This is a genomic window from Patiriisocius sp. 208BN25-11, assembly GCF_058147145.1.
Genome location: NZ_JBYVJY010000005.1, coordinates 1 through 16,569 on the forward strand (window position 1 = coordinate 1; position 16,569 = coordinate 16,569).

The following is a 16,569-nucleotide window of genomic DNA, read 5'->3' on the forward strand; positions in this document are numbered from 1 at the left end:
ACTAAATATATTCATATCCATTATTTTAATCTAAAATACAAAATAATTATCAATTATGAGTGTTTACGGACAATCAAATTACTTTTAATTGATTATCTAATTTCACTACCCAATATTGCTTTTTTTTTAGAAAAATCACATTTATTAAATATTAATTTAAAAATAGCGATACATTGTACACTATAATTAGATCAATACACCATTAATTAGCTTAAATAATATACTATCATCGCTACCTGACAAAATGGTATAAAAAAGATTACTAGATTTGCTCTGAATGCGCTTATTAAGATTGAGCTGTACTTCTTCAATCCGATTAGGTTTAAAGAAGTATCATAAAACAATACTATATGTATACAAGAAGAAATATACGTTTAAATCTCATATTCAAGTTTGGATGGAAACTTATCCTTTATACTGGATTACTTTCTACTTTAGTTTGTGTTTGTTATGAATTATTGCAATGGAAATTTATCGCGATTCCGTTTCTGCCAATTGCTACCATTGGTACTGCGGTAGCCTTTTATATAGGTTTTAAAAATAATGCGTCTTATGATAGACTGTGGGAAGCACGTAAAATCTGGGGAAGTATTGTAAACAGCAGCAGGACTTTTGGTGCCTGGGTTGTAAATTGGGTAGATGATAATCAAATACCTAGGGATGAATTAATGAAAATTAGGCAAGAGCTTATCTACAGACATCTGGCTTATATAAACGTACTGAGAACCCATTTGAGAAAAACTTCCGTGTGGGAAGGTCGAGATTACCATAAAATATCCTCAAAAACAACAGGGGAGACGTTAGAGGAAATGTATCAAAAAAGTGTAAAGCTCATAGGCGAAAATTTCCTTAATGAAAAAGAGTACCAAGAACTACCTAATAAATCAAACAAAGCTACTTATCTCTTACAAGAACAAAGTGCCCATCTCACAGCTTTAAAAAGAAAGGGTTTGTTGACAGAATTTGAACACAGCGACCTAGAGAAAATGGTACAAGATTTTTATAGTCATCAAGGAGCCGCAGAGCGTATTAAAACATTTCCTTTTCCGAGGCAATACGGTTTTTTTAGCCAAGTGTTTGTGAGCATTTTTATTCTCCTTTTACCTTTTGGGATGGTTTCTGTGATAGCTCAACAGAGCTTCGTTTGGATTACCATACCAGCTTCCGTATTAATCTCTTGGATTTTTCAAACTATGGAAAATGTGGGTGATGCCAGCGAAAACCCTTTTGAAAATGGAATAAACGACGTTCCTTTAACTGCTATCTGTCGAACCATAGAGATTGATTTAAGAGAAATGTTACAAGAAGCAGATATCCCTGAAAAGCTAAAGCCAGTAAATGATGTGTTAATGTAACATTAATTACACGCTTCTTCTTATCACAAATAGGTTCCTAATAATGGTTTTAAAATGAAACTGGATAGCCATATTCTTTATGCGAAGCTATCTGACAGTTTCAAAATTACAGTTAATTGAATTCAGAAAAAGATATTTTTATAATTGAAAACCACTTCCTTTAAAATAATTGGGTAGACAGCGATGACTCTTTCTAATGTTTTAAAATCTAAACTTTTCTTATTCTTAGTACTAGCTTTTCTTTTTTAATAAACGAAGCGCTGGTAAGAATACATCTTAAGAGCAAATACATTGGTGATTCAAATAAAATAGTGTCAGATACTTTCTTTAATTGATTTTAAAATACTCAATTACAGTATTTTAAATATTTATAGGTTACTTTACGGAAAAGCTAAGCACAATTTTGGATTGTATTTAGTGCTATAGGCTTTATATATTAAATTGTAAATATCCTCTAAATATATTAGATAGTTTGTACTTACAACTAAAATTTTAAGTAGAAGTAACAGTAAGCTAGTTGAAATTTAAGACTGTTCTTTTTTTGTTAAGAAAATTTAACATAAAATGGCTTAGCTGTAACTGGTAAGTTAGCATTTTGAAAATTTTTTTCCCATTTTTACAGTTTATAAACATTTTAGTATAGTCCGCTACGCTTGTTGTCATTCTATCTTTGCATCATTATTAATGATTAAATATAAAATGTTATGAAAAAATTAAAATTAAATTCACTTGTTGTTATTGGATTATTGTCATTGACTGTTTTTACATCTTGCAATAGAGATGATGATGCTAGAAATGACCGAAGAAATTCTGATGCTATTGAAGTAGGATCAAGTGTAACCGTTACTAATACATTTCAATCAACAGCGTTTACAAATGATGCTGAAGTTGCGATAGAAGATTTATTTAATGCACCAGCAGGTTCGCTAGCAGCAACTGCCAATGTTGGAAATGCAGTAGAGTTTCCAAGTTACCTCCTTAATTTATATGATATAGATATTAGTGAGGATAGTATCTCTTTTGTTTGTGTAGCACAAAATGACGATCCTAATTATGGTACCTTATTTAGAGTACTTGAGCCTAATACGTTTGACAGATATTATTTAACCTTTGACACAGCGCAAGATGTAGACGATTTTTCATCAAGTAACCCTTCTGTAAATCTTAGAATTGATTCTGATTTTGTACTAGTTGTGGAGATAGGTGAAGGGTATGATTTTACACCAGGTCAAAATTTCACTATAGACTTAAATTAAAAAAGAATGATAGCGATAGAACAAGAACGTATAGAAAGTACCTTGGATAAGCTGTTTTCAAATTCTAAAAACGACCACCTTAAAATGATTAAGGGGTTTGCTAGAAGTGTTTTTAGACCCATTGGACCAGCAGATTTTAAAGATGTGTATCTTTCTATCTCAAAAGAACAAGGAGTAGATTTAAAGCAACTTGTTATTGATAATGATGTAAAAAGCATTGTAGAGTTTGGAACTTCCTTTGGGATATCTACTCTTTTTCTTGCACAAGGTGCTCTTGAGACTGGTGGCACAATTGTAACCACAGAGTTGATTGAATCCAAGGCGCAAAAGGCGATTGAAAATTTTAAAAACGCCGGTGTAAGTGATGTGATAGAAGTGAGAACAGGTGATGCAATGCAAACCCTCAAGGATTATAATACATCCATAGACTTATTATTTTTAGATGGTTGGAAGAATTTGTATTTACCATTATTTAAAATGCTTGAGCATAATTTCCATAGCAACACAATAATCTATGTAGATAATGCAGATATGAGAGACACGCAGTCTTTTTTAAACGCTGTACAAAATAGTGGAAACTATAGTTTTGAATCACTTTATAATAACAAGGCAGTATTAATTAGACCACTAGTTTAATATAAATCTAGCACCCATATTTAAATTTATAGAATGAGTTTTTTGAAAAAGAATTATGGTTGGATGATTGTAGCAGTACTAGCGAGTTTACCGTTACTCCCTATATTCAATATGTTAGATATTGATATTACAAAAGGAGTAACGGTATTTTCAAATAAAGAGTTGAGTTTGGAAGCTAGGAATAATGCGGTTGGAATGTTATACCATATAACCGGTGAGTTTGCTATACGATGGATGACGGCAGTCCTAACTCTTACACCTTTTTTTATCCTTTTTGGGGTTACAAATCTTTATGTAAGACAGGCAATGGGTATTGCAACAGCAGTATGGAGTTTCCTTCACTTTATATTCTTTATTTGGGCAGTGGGATTTCTTGAGACATTTACGCAAGTAAATTATGTATTAGGGTTTCTGGCTATTTTAATTCTAGTACCGTTATTTTTCACATCAAATCGCAAGGCGATGAAACGGTTAAAAAAGAATTGGAAAAAGCTACAACAGTATGCCTATACTGCTATTGCTTTGAGTTTAATTCACGTTGCCATTTTAGATAAAACTTGGTTAATTTATGCGATCATTGTGACGCTAGGTTTTATAATACGAGTCCCTGTGGTCAAAGAAAAATGTATGGCACTCCGTAAAAACAAGGGCTAACGAGAATTATATGCGCTTTTTTAGTGAGAGATATGGATGATGTTTTTTAAATAAGCGTAGTTTAACACATCGACAACTTATTTTTAGCTAAAACACTATTTTAAATAAACAGGTAAGATAACAAGCATCCGTGTATGCGGTGATGCTTTACATATGAATTGTAAATAATAATATTTTTGTGACTTTCACCCCTAATCTTCTTAGTGATTTTTCTAACGCTTTCGCGAAAGCGATAATAAACAGACAACTATTTTAGCAAGCTCCAAGAACAGATATTTAATCTCTCACAACTTCAGTTTTTATATAATAGAACAAAATAAACTATAAGAAACTCCAGTGAATATTTCAAAAATAGAGAACGTATAAGGTGTTCACTCAAGATATAATGATTTTAAAGAATTACCTATAGCATTTGCGCTTATACCAAGTTTAAAATTACTGCACATAGATAATTGTAATATCACCTCCATCCTAGAAGTGTATGCTTCTAAAAAGTCTAACATACTTGGATTAGTTCCTAATTTAATAACTCAGATAATAATTGGTTCATTTTGTCAAATTTTGCTTTATTTTATTCTTTTAGTCTAGCTAGATTCCTAAGTTTCCATTGTACCGCGGGAAACTTTTCAAAATTATAATTACCCCAGTCTGGCTCGAGTCTGTTAAATGCTAGTAAAAAGTGTTTGTCAATTTTAGTTAAGCTGTTCTGAATGGTTTTGATAAGTACAGTTCTAGTTTCCTCAAAATCATTATAGGCGAAAGGTTCAGAGCTCATTCCATGGAATTGATTCACCATAGCTTCCTCTTGATTAATTAAGTTAGGGTTTAGTATTTCATGTGTAGGTCTGCTACTGGATAATAACAATAAAAGGAATCCTTTTTTAATATCCTCGGTAAAACCTTCATTGTCTAAAAGATATTTAACATCAAATAAGTCTCTTGGATGTTGGCGATCTAATGCCGCACAAATTTTACCTCCATAAAGTTGCGCTAATGGAACAACTTGAATATTACAAAATGCATTAAAATCTTCTTGAGTTTTATTTGACAAAGCCATCTCAACGGGATCTTCCATGAGACCTCTGTTAATTTGATTAACCTCTAGCTTTACAAGAGCATTAGAATTTGCGATTTGTAATTTCAAAACCTTCTTTTTTAAAGTGACCTGAATACCCAAGTTTAATTTTCAATATGAAGCTTTATCCCTTTCAGTCCAACAATAATAGCATTTATAGAGGTTTCTCTATCTTCAATAGGTATGTATGTTAAATCTATATCTATAGATAGTCTAGGCATATCTCTTATAAAAAGGTTAATTGCTGTTCCTCCATGTAGAGCAAAGCACTTTTGTTTTGCAACCTCAGGTAATATATCTAACAGTAATGCGACTTGACTTTTGTAATTACTCATAGTTTACTAACTCTTTAGAAACAGTAATGGAATATTTAGATATGTAAACTCCATCATTAACAAATGATCGTTTTCCCTTACCTAAGTCTATATTCTTTAAATCAATAAATTTAAACCACTGGTGATTTGCCTTATCTGCCATATATAAAAACATTCGTTTTACCTTGATTGAGTTACATTGTTCTAAATAGCTTTGAACTTGTTTTGGTCTAAGGTTATTTAATCCTTCCATTATTTCATAACATTCTATCAAACCCTGCTTTTTAGGAGCTAGATATAGACATTCCAAGAAAGCTCTTATAGGATCTGATATTTGTAAATCAAAAGCTTCCACTTTTAATAGCTGTAACCCTAATTTTGAAGGAAGAAAGGAGCTTCGATAAAAATTTATTTTTAAGCCCCATTGGTAGTTTGTAAACCAAGTTGGTAGTTTTTCCTCAGTTGCCCCAAATAGCGTAATTTGCTCTTTATTTAATTCTAGATAATGGACTTTTCCATGTATTGACAGTGCAGTTTTTCCTCCTAAATGTATGGTTAAATTAGACTGATTTTGTAAAGCGTAAATTGCACTTTGATAAGTTGCTTTTTCTCCTACACGCATCCATGCACCATTACCTAATGAATAAAGCCATTTGCTTTTTCTATATCGATTAATTAATTGACTTGAAAATCCATTTTGTGCTAACCACGAACTCAGAAACACAGTTCCTGCTGGTTGTGATTGAAGTAGTTTGTTTATTTTCTGCTGCTTTTCCAAACTATTAGTTTGTTTATAAGTCTATTTTTAAACTTATGAGAGTTTATTATAAATCAAATATACAAACTATTAGTTTGTGTAAATATTAAAATATAAACTGAAGTTAATCTCTTTTATTGATTTTATGATTCATTTATTCTTAGATGTTGATGAGAAAAACATAATTGCATTAGGCTTTAACAAAATTTGATTTACAAAGAATTACCTCAATATCTTCCTTTAATAAGTTTGAACTCTTTCCCTTCGAGGTCACAAATAAATGGAAACCGGAAACGAAATTGAGTTCACTCAAAATTTTGTTTTCGGTTTTTCTATTTTCAAAGCTTAGCTTTGTGGGATCTATACATTTCAAGGTTATAAAGTATTTAAAAACTCTATAAATCATCGATATAAATAGATTTTTTGTTTTTCCTTGATTTATAAGTTTTTAATAGTGCTTGATTAAATAGTTATATCTCTTTCAACTATGCGGTTTTGAATTTGAAATAGAAACACATTGATGTAGAAGTAACTTCACTTTATATTGAATATATACCTATGATTGTGGGTATTTTGGGTAAACCTTTTTAAGTTTATGAATTTTAAATCTGTATAAATATATTTTAAAAAAAAATAAAAAAAATAAAGAAAAAAAACAACCATATCATTTTTTTATTATGTTTGCTTTATAATGAGTTCATAAGAAGAACGCATTGCCATATTTGAAATGAAATCTTTTTTCATATTCGGGCTTAGAAGGATAAAGGAGTCTACTTCAAAAGCTGCTCTAGGGATAGAGACCCGAATTATCAGGCTGACTTCTGAAATATATAGTACTTTTCTTATGTTAAAGCAAAATAGCTTTGACCCTTCTACTATTTTTATATTCCGTATCTGAATTTTTAGAAACTTACATGCATTTGTTCTTTAGAACAAGATTTACATTTTTCTAATTTTTCACATACTTACAATGAAGACTAAATATGTTGATCTTATAGATCAAACTTTTGATTTTCCTCAGGAAGAATTTACCCTAAACACAAATGAATTAAACTTCCACGGAATCGATTTAATGGCGCTTATCGAAGAATATGGAGCACCTTTAAAATTCACTTACCTACCTAAAATCTCTGATAATATTAATCGAGCAAAAGGGTGGTTTACAGATGCTATAAAAGAGCATAGCTATGATGGTAACTACAATTATTGTTACTGCACAAAAAGCTCTCACTTTAAGCATGTGCTTGATGAAGCATTGAAGAACGATATTCATATCGAAACTTCTTCTGCTTTTGATGTAGATATTGTTGAAAATTTAAAGGCACAAGGCAAAATCACAGATAACACCTATGTTATAAGTAATGGTTTTAAGCGTAATCAATACGTTCATAATCTTGCCCGCCTTATAAATAATGGGCACAAAAACTGTATAGTAATACTCGATAACTATGAAGAGATTAACCTTTTTGATCAAGTTGTTGAAGACACCTACAATGTGGGTATACGCATTGCATCAGAGGAAGAGCCAAAATTTGAGTTTTATACCTCTAGATTGGGAATAGGCTATAAAAACATTGTGCCTTTTTACAACCGTGAGATTAAAAACAACCCTAAGGTTACCCTTAAGATGTTACACTTTTTTATTAATACAGGAATACGTGATACTGCCTATTACTGGAATGAGCTTTTAAAGTGTATGAAAGTCTACGTAAAGCTTAAAAAGGAATGCCCAACCTTAGATAGTTTAAATATAGGTGGCGGTTTTCCTATTAAGAATTCACTGGCTTTTGATTACGATTATGCCTATATGGTAAGCGAAATCATCCGTCAGATAAAGCAAATATGTGATGAATACAATGTAGCTGTACCTAATATTTTCACAGAATTTGGAAGCTTCACAGTTGGAGAAAGCGGTGGCGCTATTTATGAGGTTTTATATCAAAAACAACAAAATGATCGTGAGAAATGGAATATGATTAATTCATCATTTATTACAACACTTCCAGATTCTTGGGCAATTAACAAACGTTTTATCATGCTTCCTATAAACCGTTGGGATAAAGAATATGAGCGTGTGCTTTTAGGTGGATTGACCTGTGATAGTGATGATTATTACAATAGCGAACAGCATATGAATGCTATTTACTTACCAAAGTATACACAAGATAAACCGCTATATATCGGATTTTTTAATACTGGAGCTTACCAAGAAAGCATTGGTGGTTTTGGAGGCTTACAGCATTGTTTAATCCCAACACCAAAGCATATCCTTATTAATCGTGATGAGAATGGAAAACTGCATACTTCGGTATTTGCTGAACAACAAACCTCAGAGCAATTACTATCCATTTTAGGATATGATTATGGCATTAATGCTGCTTTCGCGAAATCGAGTTTGCGAGATTCACGACCAGAAGAGGGAGAGCGAGGCGCTAACGCTAACGATTCAGATTCTAAAGCAATCAAATTATCATACTAAAGAAAATATTTTAAAACAATGACAACCAAAACATACGCTGGAATTCCACAAGAGCTTGGAAAACTAGAAAACGCAAAAATCGTATTAATCCCAGTTCCTTATGATGGTACAAGCACGTGGCAAAAAGGTGCGGATAAAGGTCCAGAAGCATTTTTAAATGCATCAGAAAATATGGAATTGTACGACATCGAAACAGAGACAGAAGTTTACAAACAAGGGGTCTATTTGGCTGATGCTATTACTGAAAACAGTTCTCCAGAAGCGATGGTAGCTGCAGTACACGCCACGACAAAGGGCTTCATAAAGAAGAACAAATTTGTTACCATTTTCGGAGGTGAACATTCAATCTCTATTGGGACGATTAGAGCTTTTAATGAGTGTTATAATAACCTAACCGTTCTTCAACTGGATGCACACGCAGATTTAAGAAAAGAATACGAAGGTTCTCCGTGCAATCATGCTTGTGCTGTTTATGAAGCTAGCCAAACTACAAACTTAATTCAAATAGGAATTCGCTCTATGGATGTTTCTGAAACAGGGATAATGGACAAAGACAAAACCTATTTTGCTCACGAAATGACCCAAGACGATACTTGGATAGATGCATCCATAGATCAAATGACAGAAAATGTTTTTATTACAATTGACCTTGATGTTTTTGACCCATCTATTATGCCCAGTACGGGCACGCCCGAACCTGGAGGATTATTATGGTATGAAACGCTTGAATACTTAAAACAAGTATTCGAAGAAAAGAATGTTGTAGGTTTTGATATTGTGGAGTTATGTCCTAATAAACTAGACAAATCTTCAGACTTCTTAGCAGCAAAACTCTACTACAAAATGTTGAGTTATAAATTTCAGGATAACGAAATTGAAGATGATTTTGATAACGAATACCAAACAACAACTAAAAACAACACACCAAAATACAACGAAGACGATGAGTACTAAAGGCCCAATTTCACAATTTATAGAGACCCACTATCTTCATTTTAATGCAGCCGCATTAGTTGATGCTGCAAAAGGATATGAAGCACAGTTAGCATCTGGTGCTAAAATGCTTGTATCACTAGCAGGTGCTATGAGTACCGCAGAACTAGGAAAAAGTTTTGCCGAAATGATACGTCAAGATAAAGTACAGATTATCTCTTGCACAGGCGCAAACCTCGAAGAGGATATCATGAATCTGGTAGCACACTCTCACTACAAACGTGTACCCAACTATCGTGACCTAACTCCACAAGATGAGTGGGATCTACTTGAAAAAGGATTGAACCGAGTTACGGACACCTGTATTCCAGAAGAGGAAGCTTTTAGACGTTTACAAAAACATATTCTTAACATCTGGAAAGATGCTGAGGCTAACGGCGAACGCTTTCTACCACACGAGTATATGTACAAAATGTTATTGTCTGGAGTGCTAGAAGAATACTACGAAATAGATTTGAAAGACTCTTGGATGTATGCAGCAGCAGAAAAAAACTTGCCTATTGTATGTCCCGGCTGGGAAGATAGTACGATGGGTAACATTTTTGCAAGTTATGTGCTAAAAGGTGAGTTAAAAGCAAGCACAATGAAATCTGGAATAGAATATATGACCTTCTTAGCAGATTGGTATATCGATAATTCTGAAAAAGGCATTGGGTTCTTTCAAATTGGTGGTGGTATTGCTGGTGATTTCCCAATTTGTGTTGTGCCTATGTTATATCAGGATATGGAGCGGCCTGACACGCCATTTTGGAGTTATTTCTGTCAAATAAGTGACTCCACCACAAGTTATGGGTCTTATAGTGGAGCGGTACCTAACGAAAAGATTACTTGGGGGAAGCTAGATATAGATACGCCTAAGTTTATTATTGAAAGTGACGCTACTATTGTAGCGCCATTGATTTTTGCTTACTTATTAAATATGTAGCTATGGATACCAGAAAACGAATTATTGTAGACTTTAAAAAGCTAACACCTGAGGTATTAGCTCTTTTAGTAGAAAAATACCCAGATGGATATGATGATTACAATATTATCAAGTTTAAAAATGCAAAAAATGAATGGGTAGAAGCTGTGCAATTGGAAACAGAAGACACCAAATATCTCATAAAAGTGAGTGCGAAACTTGAGAAAGTAATGGAAGATTATGATGAGGACGATTATGATGATTATGAGTATAATGATCCAGATGCTATAAAAGACCCTTTTGAGGAATCAGAAAACCATACAAAAAATGAACCTTCATAATCACAAAGACAAAACTAGACTTCTCGCTTTTAAAGGCGAGAAGCTTTTAGTGATGGAAAAAGTTGGTTTCAAAAAGGAATATACACTTCCTGGTGGTGTTAAAAAGAAAAAAGAAACTCATAGCCAATCTTTAATAAGGGAAACAAAGGAAGAAATTGGTATATTTCTTACAAAAGAAGACCTAAATTATTTCTTGTCTAGACGTAATATTACTAAAGATAAGCTTGAGGTTTATAAACACTATTTCATCACCACAAAACAAATTGAAAATGTAGCACTCTTAGAACCTGAAAAGTTCAAGAAGGTTAACTGGGTACCTTGGTATCAGGCATTAGAATATCTAGATAAAGAAGACCGCAGTGCAGTGGTTATGTATTTTGACCAGTTTAGACAAAAAATAAAATAAAATAATGTAATATGAAAGCAGCATTTCACTTAGCACTTCCATGTGAGAACATTGAGGCTACCAGAGAATTTTATATCAATATCTTGGGAGCAAACCAAGGTAGAAAAGCAGAAAAATGGGTAGATATTAATCTTTATGATAACCAGCTTACTTTTACTGAGGCTGGCACTTTCAACTTCGATTTTAAGAACTAACGTCTTAATGACCAAGTATTACCTTCGTTTCACTTTGGCGTAATTGTAGACTCAGAAACTTGGGGCGAAATTTACTCGCGTCTCATTAAAAAAGATCTAGAAGTGACCACGGAAGCTACGTTTCTAGAGAGCAAAACAGGCGAACATCTATCCTTTTTCGTAAAAGACCCAGATGGATATAATATTGAATTCAAAAGTTTTAAATATCCTGAAGAAATATTCAGCACAGACGACTAAATGAACACAAAAGACATAGAGAATATAGAACTTAAGTATCTTGATTTAAATGATTATCAAGAGCTCAAATCTACAATGATATCGGCTTATTCTAATATGCCAGATTCGTATTGGAAAGAACACCACATTGACGCATTAATTAATAAGTTCCCAGAGGGGCAGGTAGTCATAAAAATTAATGGGCAGCTTGCTGGTTGTGCACTATCCATAATTGTAGACTATGATAGCTTTGAAGCAGCACATACCTACAAGAATATTACAGGAAATTATTCCTTTAGCACCCATACGGATAGTGGTGATGTTCTATATGGTATTGATGTCTTTATAAAACCTGAATTTAGAGGCTTGCGGTTGGGTAGGCGCTTATACGATTACAGAAAAGAGGTTGCTGAAAAGCTAAATTTAAAAGGCATTGCCTTTGGCGGTCGTATGCCTAATTACCATCAATTTGCTGAAACTATTTCTCCAAAGGAATACATTGAGAAAGTAAAACGTAAGGAAATAAATGACCCAGTACTTAACTTTCAAATCTCTAATGATTTTCACCCTACTAAAGTAATGCAGGGTTATTTGGAGGGTGATGAAGCATCCGGTGAGTTTGCCATCCTTATGGAGTGGGATAATATTTATTATAAGAAGCCCACAAAAAAAGCAGTAACTAAAAAGAGCATTGTACGTCTTGGATTAATACAGTGGCAAATGCGCCCTTATAAAGACCTAGATGAATTGCTCAAGCAAGCCGAATATTTTATCGATGCGGTAGCAGGGTATCGTTCAGATTTTGCATTATTTCCAGAGTTTTTCAATGCGCCACTTATGGCAAAAGACAACCATTTAAAAACTCCTGATGCTATCCGAGAATTAGCAAAACACACCGAAGCTATCGTAAGTAAGTTTTCAGAATTTTCTATTACTTATAACATCAACATCATATCAGGTAGTATGCCTGAAATGAGGGAAGGCCGTTTATATAATGTAGGCTATTTATGTCGTAGAGACGGCACTGTGGAACGTTATGAAAAACTACACGTAACCCCTGATGAAGCTAAGGTATGGGGAATGCAGGGTGGAACTCAGATAAAGGCTTTTGATACTGATTGCGGGAAAATAGGTGTACTCATTTGTTATGATTCAGAATTTCCAGAATTGAGTAGACTCTTGGCCGATGAAGGAATGGATATTCTTTTTGTACCGTTTTTAACCGATACTCAAAATGGTTATTCCAGAGTTCGCTATTGCTCCCAAGCACGCGCAATAGAAAATGAATGCTATGTTGCTATTGCTGGAAGTGTTGGCAACTTACCTAATGTAGAGAATATGGATATACAGTTCGCACAATCTATGGTGTTTACGCCTTGTGATTTCTCATTCCCAACAAACGGTATAAAAGCAGAAGCCACTCCAAACACTGAAATGATTCTTATCGCTGATGTAGATATCGATTTATTGAGAGAATTACATCAGTTTGGTGCCGTTAAAAACCTAAAAGACCGAAGAAAAGACCTCTTCGAATTAAAGAAAAAATAATATTACTTAAACTATCATATTGAAAGACTTAACAATTATAGGAAGTGAGGAATGGTGCTCGTTTGAGACGTTCGGAATTCCAGCCATCAAAGCTCGTGTAGACTCTGGTGCTAAAACATCATCGATACAGGCTAATAATATAAAAACCTTCTTTAAGGAAACTGAAGAATGGGTGCGTTTTGAGGTAAACCCACTTCAGGTAAATAGAAGTATTAGCATTACTTGCGAGGCCAAAATTCATGCCAAGAGATCTATAAAAAGTTCCATGGGAATTTCAGAAGAACGCATCGTAATCAAAGCATCTATAACACTAGACTCAAAAACATTTGATATTGAGCTTACTCTTGCCAATCGAGACTCTATGGAGTTTAGAATGTTACTTGGGCGAGAGGCTTTATACCAGCGATATCTTGTAAATCCTTCGGCGGCGTGTTTATTACCTGAATTTACTCAAAATGACCTCGATACGAAATACGCTTCTTTTCAAAAAGAAAAAACGGGATTAAAAATCGCATTACTTGCTAGTAATCCCGACTTATTTAGTAACAAAAGATTGATAGAAGCTGGCAAAGCACGAGGTCACGAAATTGTATTTCTTAACGTACAGCAAGCCTACATGAAGTTTGATGCTAAAGAACCTCAAATACGCTATCGAGGTGGCAATGTTATTGATGAGTTCGATGCCATCATCCCACGAATAAAGCCTTCGGTTACATTTTACGCTTGTGCTTTAATACGTCAGTTTGATGCCATGGGAGCGTATTGCTTAAACTCTGCGGACGCCATTACGCAATCAAGAGACAAACTGTTAGCAACTCAGCTTTTTGCAAAAAACGATATCCAAATCCCTATTACAGGTTTTGCAAATTCTCCGCTAGACACGAAGGACTTAATTAAAATGGTAAATGGAGCCCCTCTTATTATTAAACTATTAGAAAGCACCCAAGGAAAAGGAGTGGTATTGGCAGAAACTACTAAAGCTGCAGAAAGTGTTATTAATGCATTTAAAAGTGTAAAGACGAATATCCTGGTTCAAGAATTCATTAAAGAAGCAAATGGACAAGATATACGCTGTTTTGTGGTAAATGGTAAAGTGGTGGCTTCAATGCAACGTCAAGCAGAAAAAGGAGAATTTAGAGCCAATATCCATCAGGGTGGATCAGCATCAAAAATCAAAATAACCGCTGCAGAACGTAAACTTGCTATTAAAGCTGCCAAGATACTTGACTTGCCAGTTGCTGGAGTTGATATTATAAGGTCTAACAAAGGACCATTATTACTTGAAGTAAATTCTTCTCCAGGGCTAGAAGGAATTGAAGCCGCAACAGGTCTCGATATTGCTAATATTATGATTGAAGCTATCGAAAAGAAACTAAAGTTCAAACGATAGCATTAATGATTTAAATATTATGGTTTCTTAGTATATTATGTTATTTCCAATTGAAAAATTATATGGATATCTGGATTCAAAAAGTTTGAAACCTGTATCTTAAAAGTCACAAATACAGCAAACAGATAAGGTGACTTATATTTTATTTTTTTTAAAAAATGTCTATGTCAGTCTCTGTTTTACATTGGTCCTCTACCATTCTTGTTTCAATACTAGCACTTTGGAGTGGGTATTCTTATTTATTCAATCCAACTATGATTGCTGCTGGGAAAGAACTAGGGTTTCCTGGTTATTTACTTACACAACTTGCGATATTAACTATTATTGCTGGAATTTTGATGCTTGTTCCTATGGTACCTGTACGCTATAAAGAATGGGCGCATGTGGGTATGGGACTCTTTATTATCACCTCTATTGTGGCGCACATGGCACACAAAGATCCTATTGGTATTTCCTTACTAAATGTAGCCTTTTTTGGATTGCTTATTCTTGCAAATGTGACAATGTATAAATTGTAGTATGGTTGATGCAGAAAAAAGAGGCAGTCTAAAAGCAAACTCAGTTGTTTGTTCGAACTTAGTCGAGAACCAGAATTCATTGATGATGAACATAGGTTTCGTCCCGAAACTTCGGGAGCGCTCAACCAGACATACCTTAGTTTTTACTTTTTAGAGTGCCTCTTTTTTTGTTTAGAAGTAATACTTATAATACTATTTCAAATTCTTGTGGTGCTATGAGTCGTACTGTGTCACTTTGACCACCTTCAACCAATTGTACAATATTTTCACCTTCGACTAATGAAATATTGATGATTTTTGGTTCTTGATTTATAAACGTTACACTGGCAGTGCTGCCATTTACAGTATAGTCTATTGTTGTTGGTTCTAGTGTTCCGGTTTGACCATTTGCAGACACACTAATTTTAACCGCATAGTTTTGACTAGGATCAATGCAATCTATTTGGTCTATGGCACTTCCATCTTGAAGTACAATGCTAATGTTAGCTGCAGAAACCATAAAGGTGCTTGGTGCGTCATCATCGCTTCCACATCCCAAAAGAAGGAATAGCGATGCCAACAAGGATATATATGTTGATTTCATAATTAGTTTGAGATTAAATTAATTTCAATTTCTTTTACTAGATTTCCTATTTGAACCTGATAGGTGCCTACTTCTAAAGCATCAAAAAGCACTTCTTCATCTAGTATAGTCTTTGTTTCTAGTAGCGACCCATTTTGTAATAATAATGCTTGGGCACCGTTTTGTGTACTCGAAATTTTTATGGCACCTAGTTCATAACATACAGCGTTTCTTTTTCTGTATATCAAATCGTTTGGTACTTGCAATACGGTAACCGTCCATGTATTAAGTGTTGCTTGATCTTGAGAGCGTACTTGATAACTCACAGGCGCCGTAAAATCTACTTGGTCTTGTCCAGAGTTCTGTGGCACTGTATTTATAAATACATCTGCATTATCACTTAGTGTATATACTGGTGTAAGCGATGTAAGGTCAATTGCATCTTCCAGAATGATTGTGATTGCTCTGTCTTCGGTACTTTGATCTAAAATTGAAATACCCTCAAAACCAAATTCCAAAATTTCTGCTTCAGAACTCAACACTGGATCTGCCCAGCTTACTGCTTGAAATAAAGTTCCAGAATGACTGTTAATTTGAAAAGTAAATGTGGTCGTAATGTCTCTTACCACATCATTTTGAGAATCATAGACCTGAATAGTCATGGTCTCTCCAGCGATGTTTGCAAAGGCAGTCAAGAAAGCGAAATAGCTATCCTGACTGGCAACGTAGGTAAGGTTTGTAGTACCTCGACATACGCCATCTACAAAAACACCAACTTTATCATTTTCATTGGCAAGTCTATTGCCGTCAATAGTGATAAAAGATAGAAATGTCATATTGTGTTCATAATCGCTTTCATTCACAGACCAATTTGGGTCTTGTGCAAAAGCCGATGTACTTATCATGAGTCCCAAAATAATCATCCATGCTTTTTTGGGAAAGCGCTGTATTATTTGTGTGATTGCTTTCAT

General features: G+C 34.0%; 19 protein-coding genes. 14 read left to right on the forward strand and 5 right to left on the reverse strand.

The genetic code is table 11. The features are described from left to right. Positions 1-350 precede the first annotated feature (350 nt). From ACY2RS_RS07805 to ACY2RS_RS07820, 4 genes are all read left to right on the forward strand, one after another. Entirely contained in the window at positions 351-1,355 is a 1,005-nt protein-coding gene (locus ACY2RS_RS07805) for a bestrophin family protein (protein ID WP_490098076.1), read from the forward strand. A gap of 704 nt (positions 1,356-2,059) precedes the next feature. After that, on the forward strand, positions 2,060-2,611 hold the full coding sequence (locus tag ACY2RS_RS07810) for a hypothetical protein (RefSeq protein WP_490098077.1): 552 nt from the start codon (positions 2,060-2,062) through the stop codon (positions 2,609-2,611). Positions 2,612-2,617: 6 nt separating this feature from the next. Then, positions 2,618-3,247 (forward strand): O-methyltransferase, encoded by a 630-nt coding sequence (locus tag ACY2RS_RS07815; RefSeq protein ID WP_490098078.1) that lies wholly within the window; start codon positions 2,618-2,620, stop codon positions 3,245-3,247. A gap of 33 nt (positions 3,248-3,280) precedes the next feature. Next, positions 3,281-3,901 (forward strand): ferric reductase, encoded by a 621-nt coding sequence (locus ACY2RS_RS07820; RefSeq protein ID WP_490098079.1) that lies wholly within the window; start codon positions 3,281-3,283, stop codon positions 3,899-3,901. Positions 3,902-4,472: 571 nt separating this feature from the next. Here the strand turns inward: ACY2RS_RS07820 and ACY2RS_RS07825 are convergent. The 3 genes from ACY2RS_RS07825 to ACY2RS_RS07835 are packed head-to-tail and all read right to left on the reverse strand — an operon-like array spanning position 4,473 to position 6,068. Next, entirely contained in the window at positions 4,473-5,045 is a 573-nt protein-coding gene (locus tag ACY2RS_RS07825) for a nucleotidyl transferase AbiEii/AbiGii toxin family protein (protein ID WP_490098080.1), read from the reverse strand. 35 nt (positions 5,046-5,080) lie between these two features. Beyond that, a complete protein-coding gene (locus ACY2RS_RS07830) occupies positions 5,081-5,311 on the reverse strand; it encodes a nucleotidyl transferase AbiEii/AbiGii toxin family protein (protein ID WP_490098081.1) in 231 nt (76 codons plus the stop codon). Beyond that, positions 5,304-6,068, reverse strand: a complete 765-nt coding sequence (locus ACY2RS_RS07835) for a type IV toxin-antitoxin system AbiEi family antitoxin domain-containing protein (protein ID WP_490098082.1) — start codon at positions 6,066-6,068, stop codon at positions 5,304-5,306. Before ACY2RS_RS07835 ends, ACY2RS_RS07830 begins: the two co-directional genes overlap by 8 nt. Positions 6,069-7,017: 949 nt before the next feature. Here ACY2RS_RS07835 and ACY2RS_RS07840 point away from each other — a divergent pair. The 10 genes from ACY2RS_RS07840 to ACY2RS_RS07885 all read left to right on the forward strand — a co-directional run bounded on the left by ACY2RS_RS07840 (position 7,018) and on the right by ACY2RS_RS07885 (position 15,036). Continuing rightward, positions 7,018-8,526 carry an arginine decarboxylase gene (locus tag ACY2RS_RS07840; RefSeq protein WP_490098083.1) on the forward strand — a complete coding sequence of 503 codons (1,509 nt, stop codon included), beginning with the start codon at positions 7,018-7,020 and terminating at the stop codon, positions 8,524-8,526. Positions 8,527-8,544: 18 nt separating this feature from the next. Then, a complete protein-coding gene (speB, locus tag ACY2RS_RS07845) occupies positions 8,545-9,480 on the forward strand; it encodes an agmatinase (RefSeq protein WP_490098084.1) in 936 nt (311 codons plus the stop codon). After that, complete coding sequence (locus ACY2RS_RS07850) at positions 9,470-10,444, forward strand: deoxyhypusine synthase family protein (protein WP_490098085.1); 975 nt, start codon at positions 9,470-9,472, stop codon at positions 10,442-10,444. Before speB ends, ACY2RS_RS07850 begins: the two co-directional genes overlap by 11 nt. A 2-nt stretch (positions 10,445-10,446) precedes the next feature. Further along, positions 10,447-10,764: a hypothetical protein gene (locus ACY2RS_RS07855; protein ID WP_490098086.1), complete on the forward strand. Its 318-nt coding sequence runs from the start codon at positions 10,447-10,449 to the stop codon at positions 10,762-10,764. Then, on the forward strand, positions 10,751-11,170 hold the full coding sequence (locus tag ACY2RS_RS07860) for an NUDIX hydrolase (RefSeq protein ID WP_490098087.1): 420 nt from the start codon (positions 10,751-10,753) through the stop codon (positions 11,168-11,170). Before ACY2RS_RS07855 ends, ACY2RS_RS07860 begins: the two co-directional genes overlap by 14 nt. An 11-nt stretch (positions 11,171-11,181) precedes the next feature. Further along, positions 11,182-11,364, forward strand: coding sequence for a hypothetical protein (locus ACY2RS_RS07865; protein WP_490098088.1), 183 nt, complete (start codon positions 11,182-11,184; stop codon positions 11,362-11,364). 102 nt (positions 11,365-11,466) lie between these two features. After that, positions 11,467-11,601 carry a hypothetical protein gene (locus tag ACY2RS_RS07870; protein ID WP_490098089.1) on the forward strand — a complete coding sequence of 45 codons (135 nt, stop codon included), beginning with the start codon at positions 11,467-11,469 and terminating at the stop codon, positions 11,599-11,601. Further along, positions 11,602-13,128: a bifunctional GNAT family N-acetyltransferase/carbon-nitrogen hydrolase family protein gene (locus ACY2RS_RS07875; protein WP_490098090.1), complete on the forward strand. Its 1,527-nt coding sequence runs from the start codon at positions 11,602-11,604 to the stop codon at positions 13,126-13,128. It abuts the gene before it with no gap. 19 nt (positions 13,129-13,147) lie between these two features. Beyond that, the gene (rimK, locus tag ACY2RS_RS07880) at positions 13,148-14,518 is read left to right on the forward strand and encodes a 30S ribosomal protein S6--L-glutamate ligase (RefSeq protein ID WP_490098091.1); all 1,371 of its coding nucleotides are present in this window, start codon (positions 13,148-13,150) and stop codon (positions 14,516-14,518) included. Between the two features lie 164 nt (positions 14,519-14,682). Beyond that, positions 14,683-15,036, forward strand: a complete 354-nt coding sequence (locus tag ACY2RS_RS07885; protein ID WP_490098092.1) for a DoxX family protein — start codon at positions 14,683-14,685, stop codon at positions 15,034-15,036. A 184-nt stretch (positions 15,037-15,220) separates the two neighbouring features. Here ACY2RS_RS07885 and ACY2RS_RS07890 read toward each other — a convergent pair whose 3' ends face one another. Beyond that, positions 15,221-15,619: a hypothetical protein gene (locus ACY2RS_RS07890; protein ID WP_490098093.1), complete on the reverse strand. Its 399-nt coding sequence runs from the start codon at positions 15,617-15,619 to the stop codon at positions 15,221-15,223. Positions 15,620-15,621: 2 nt separating this feature from the next. Further along, positions 15,622-16,569 (reverse strand): hypothetical protein, encoded by a 948-nt coding sequence (locus ACY2RS_RS07895; RefSeq protein ID WP_490098094.1) that lies wholly within the window; start codon positions 16,567-16,569, stop codon positions 15,622-15,624.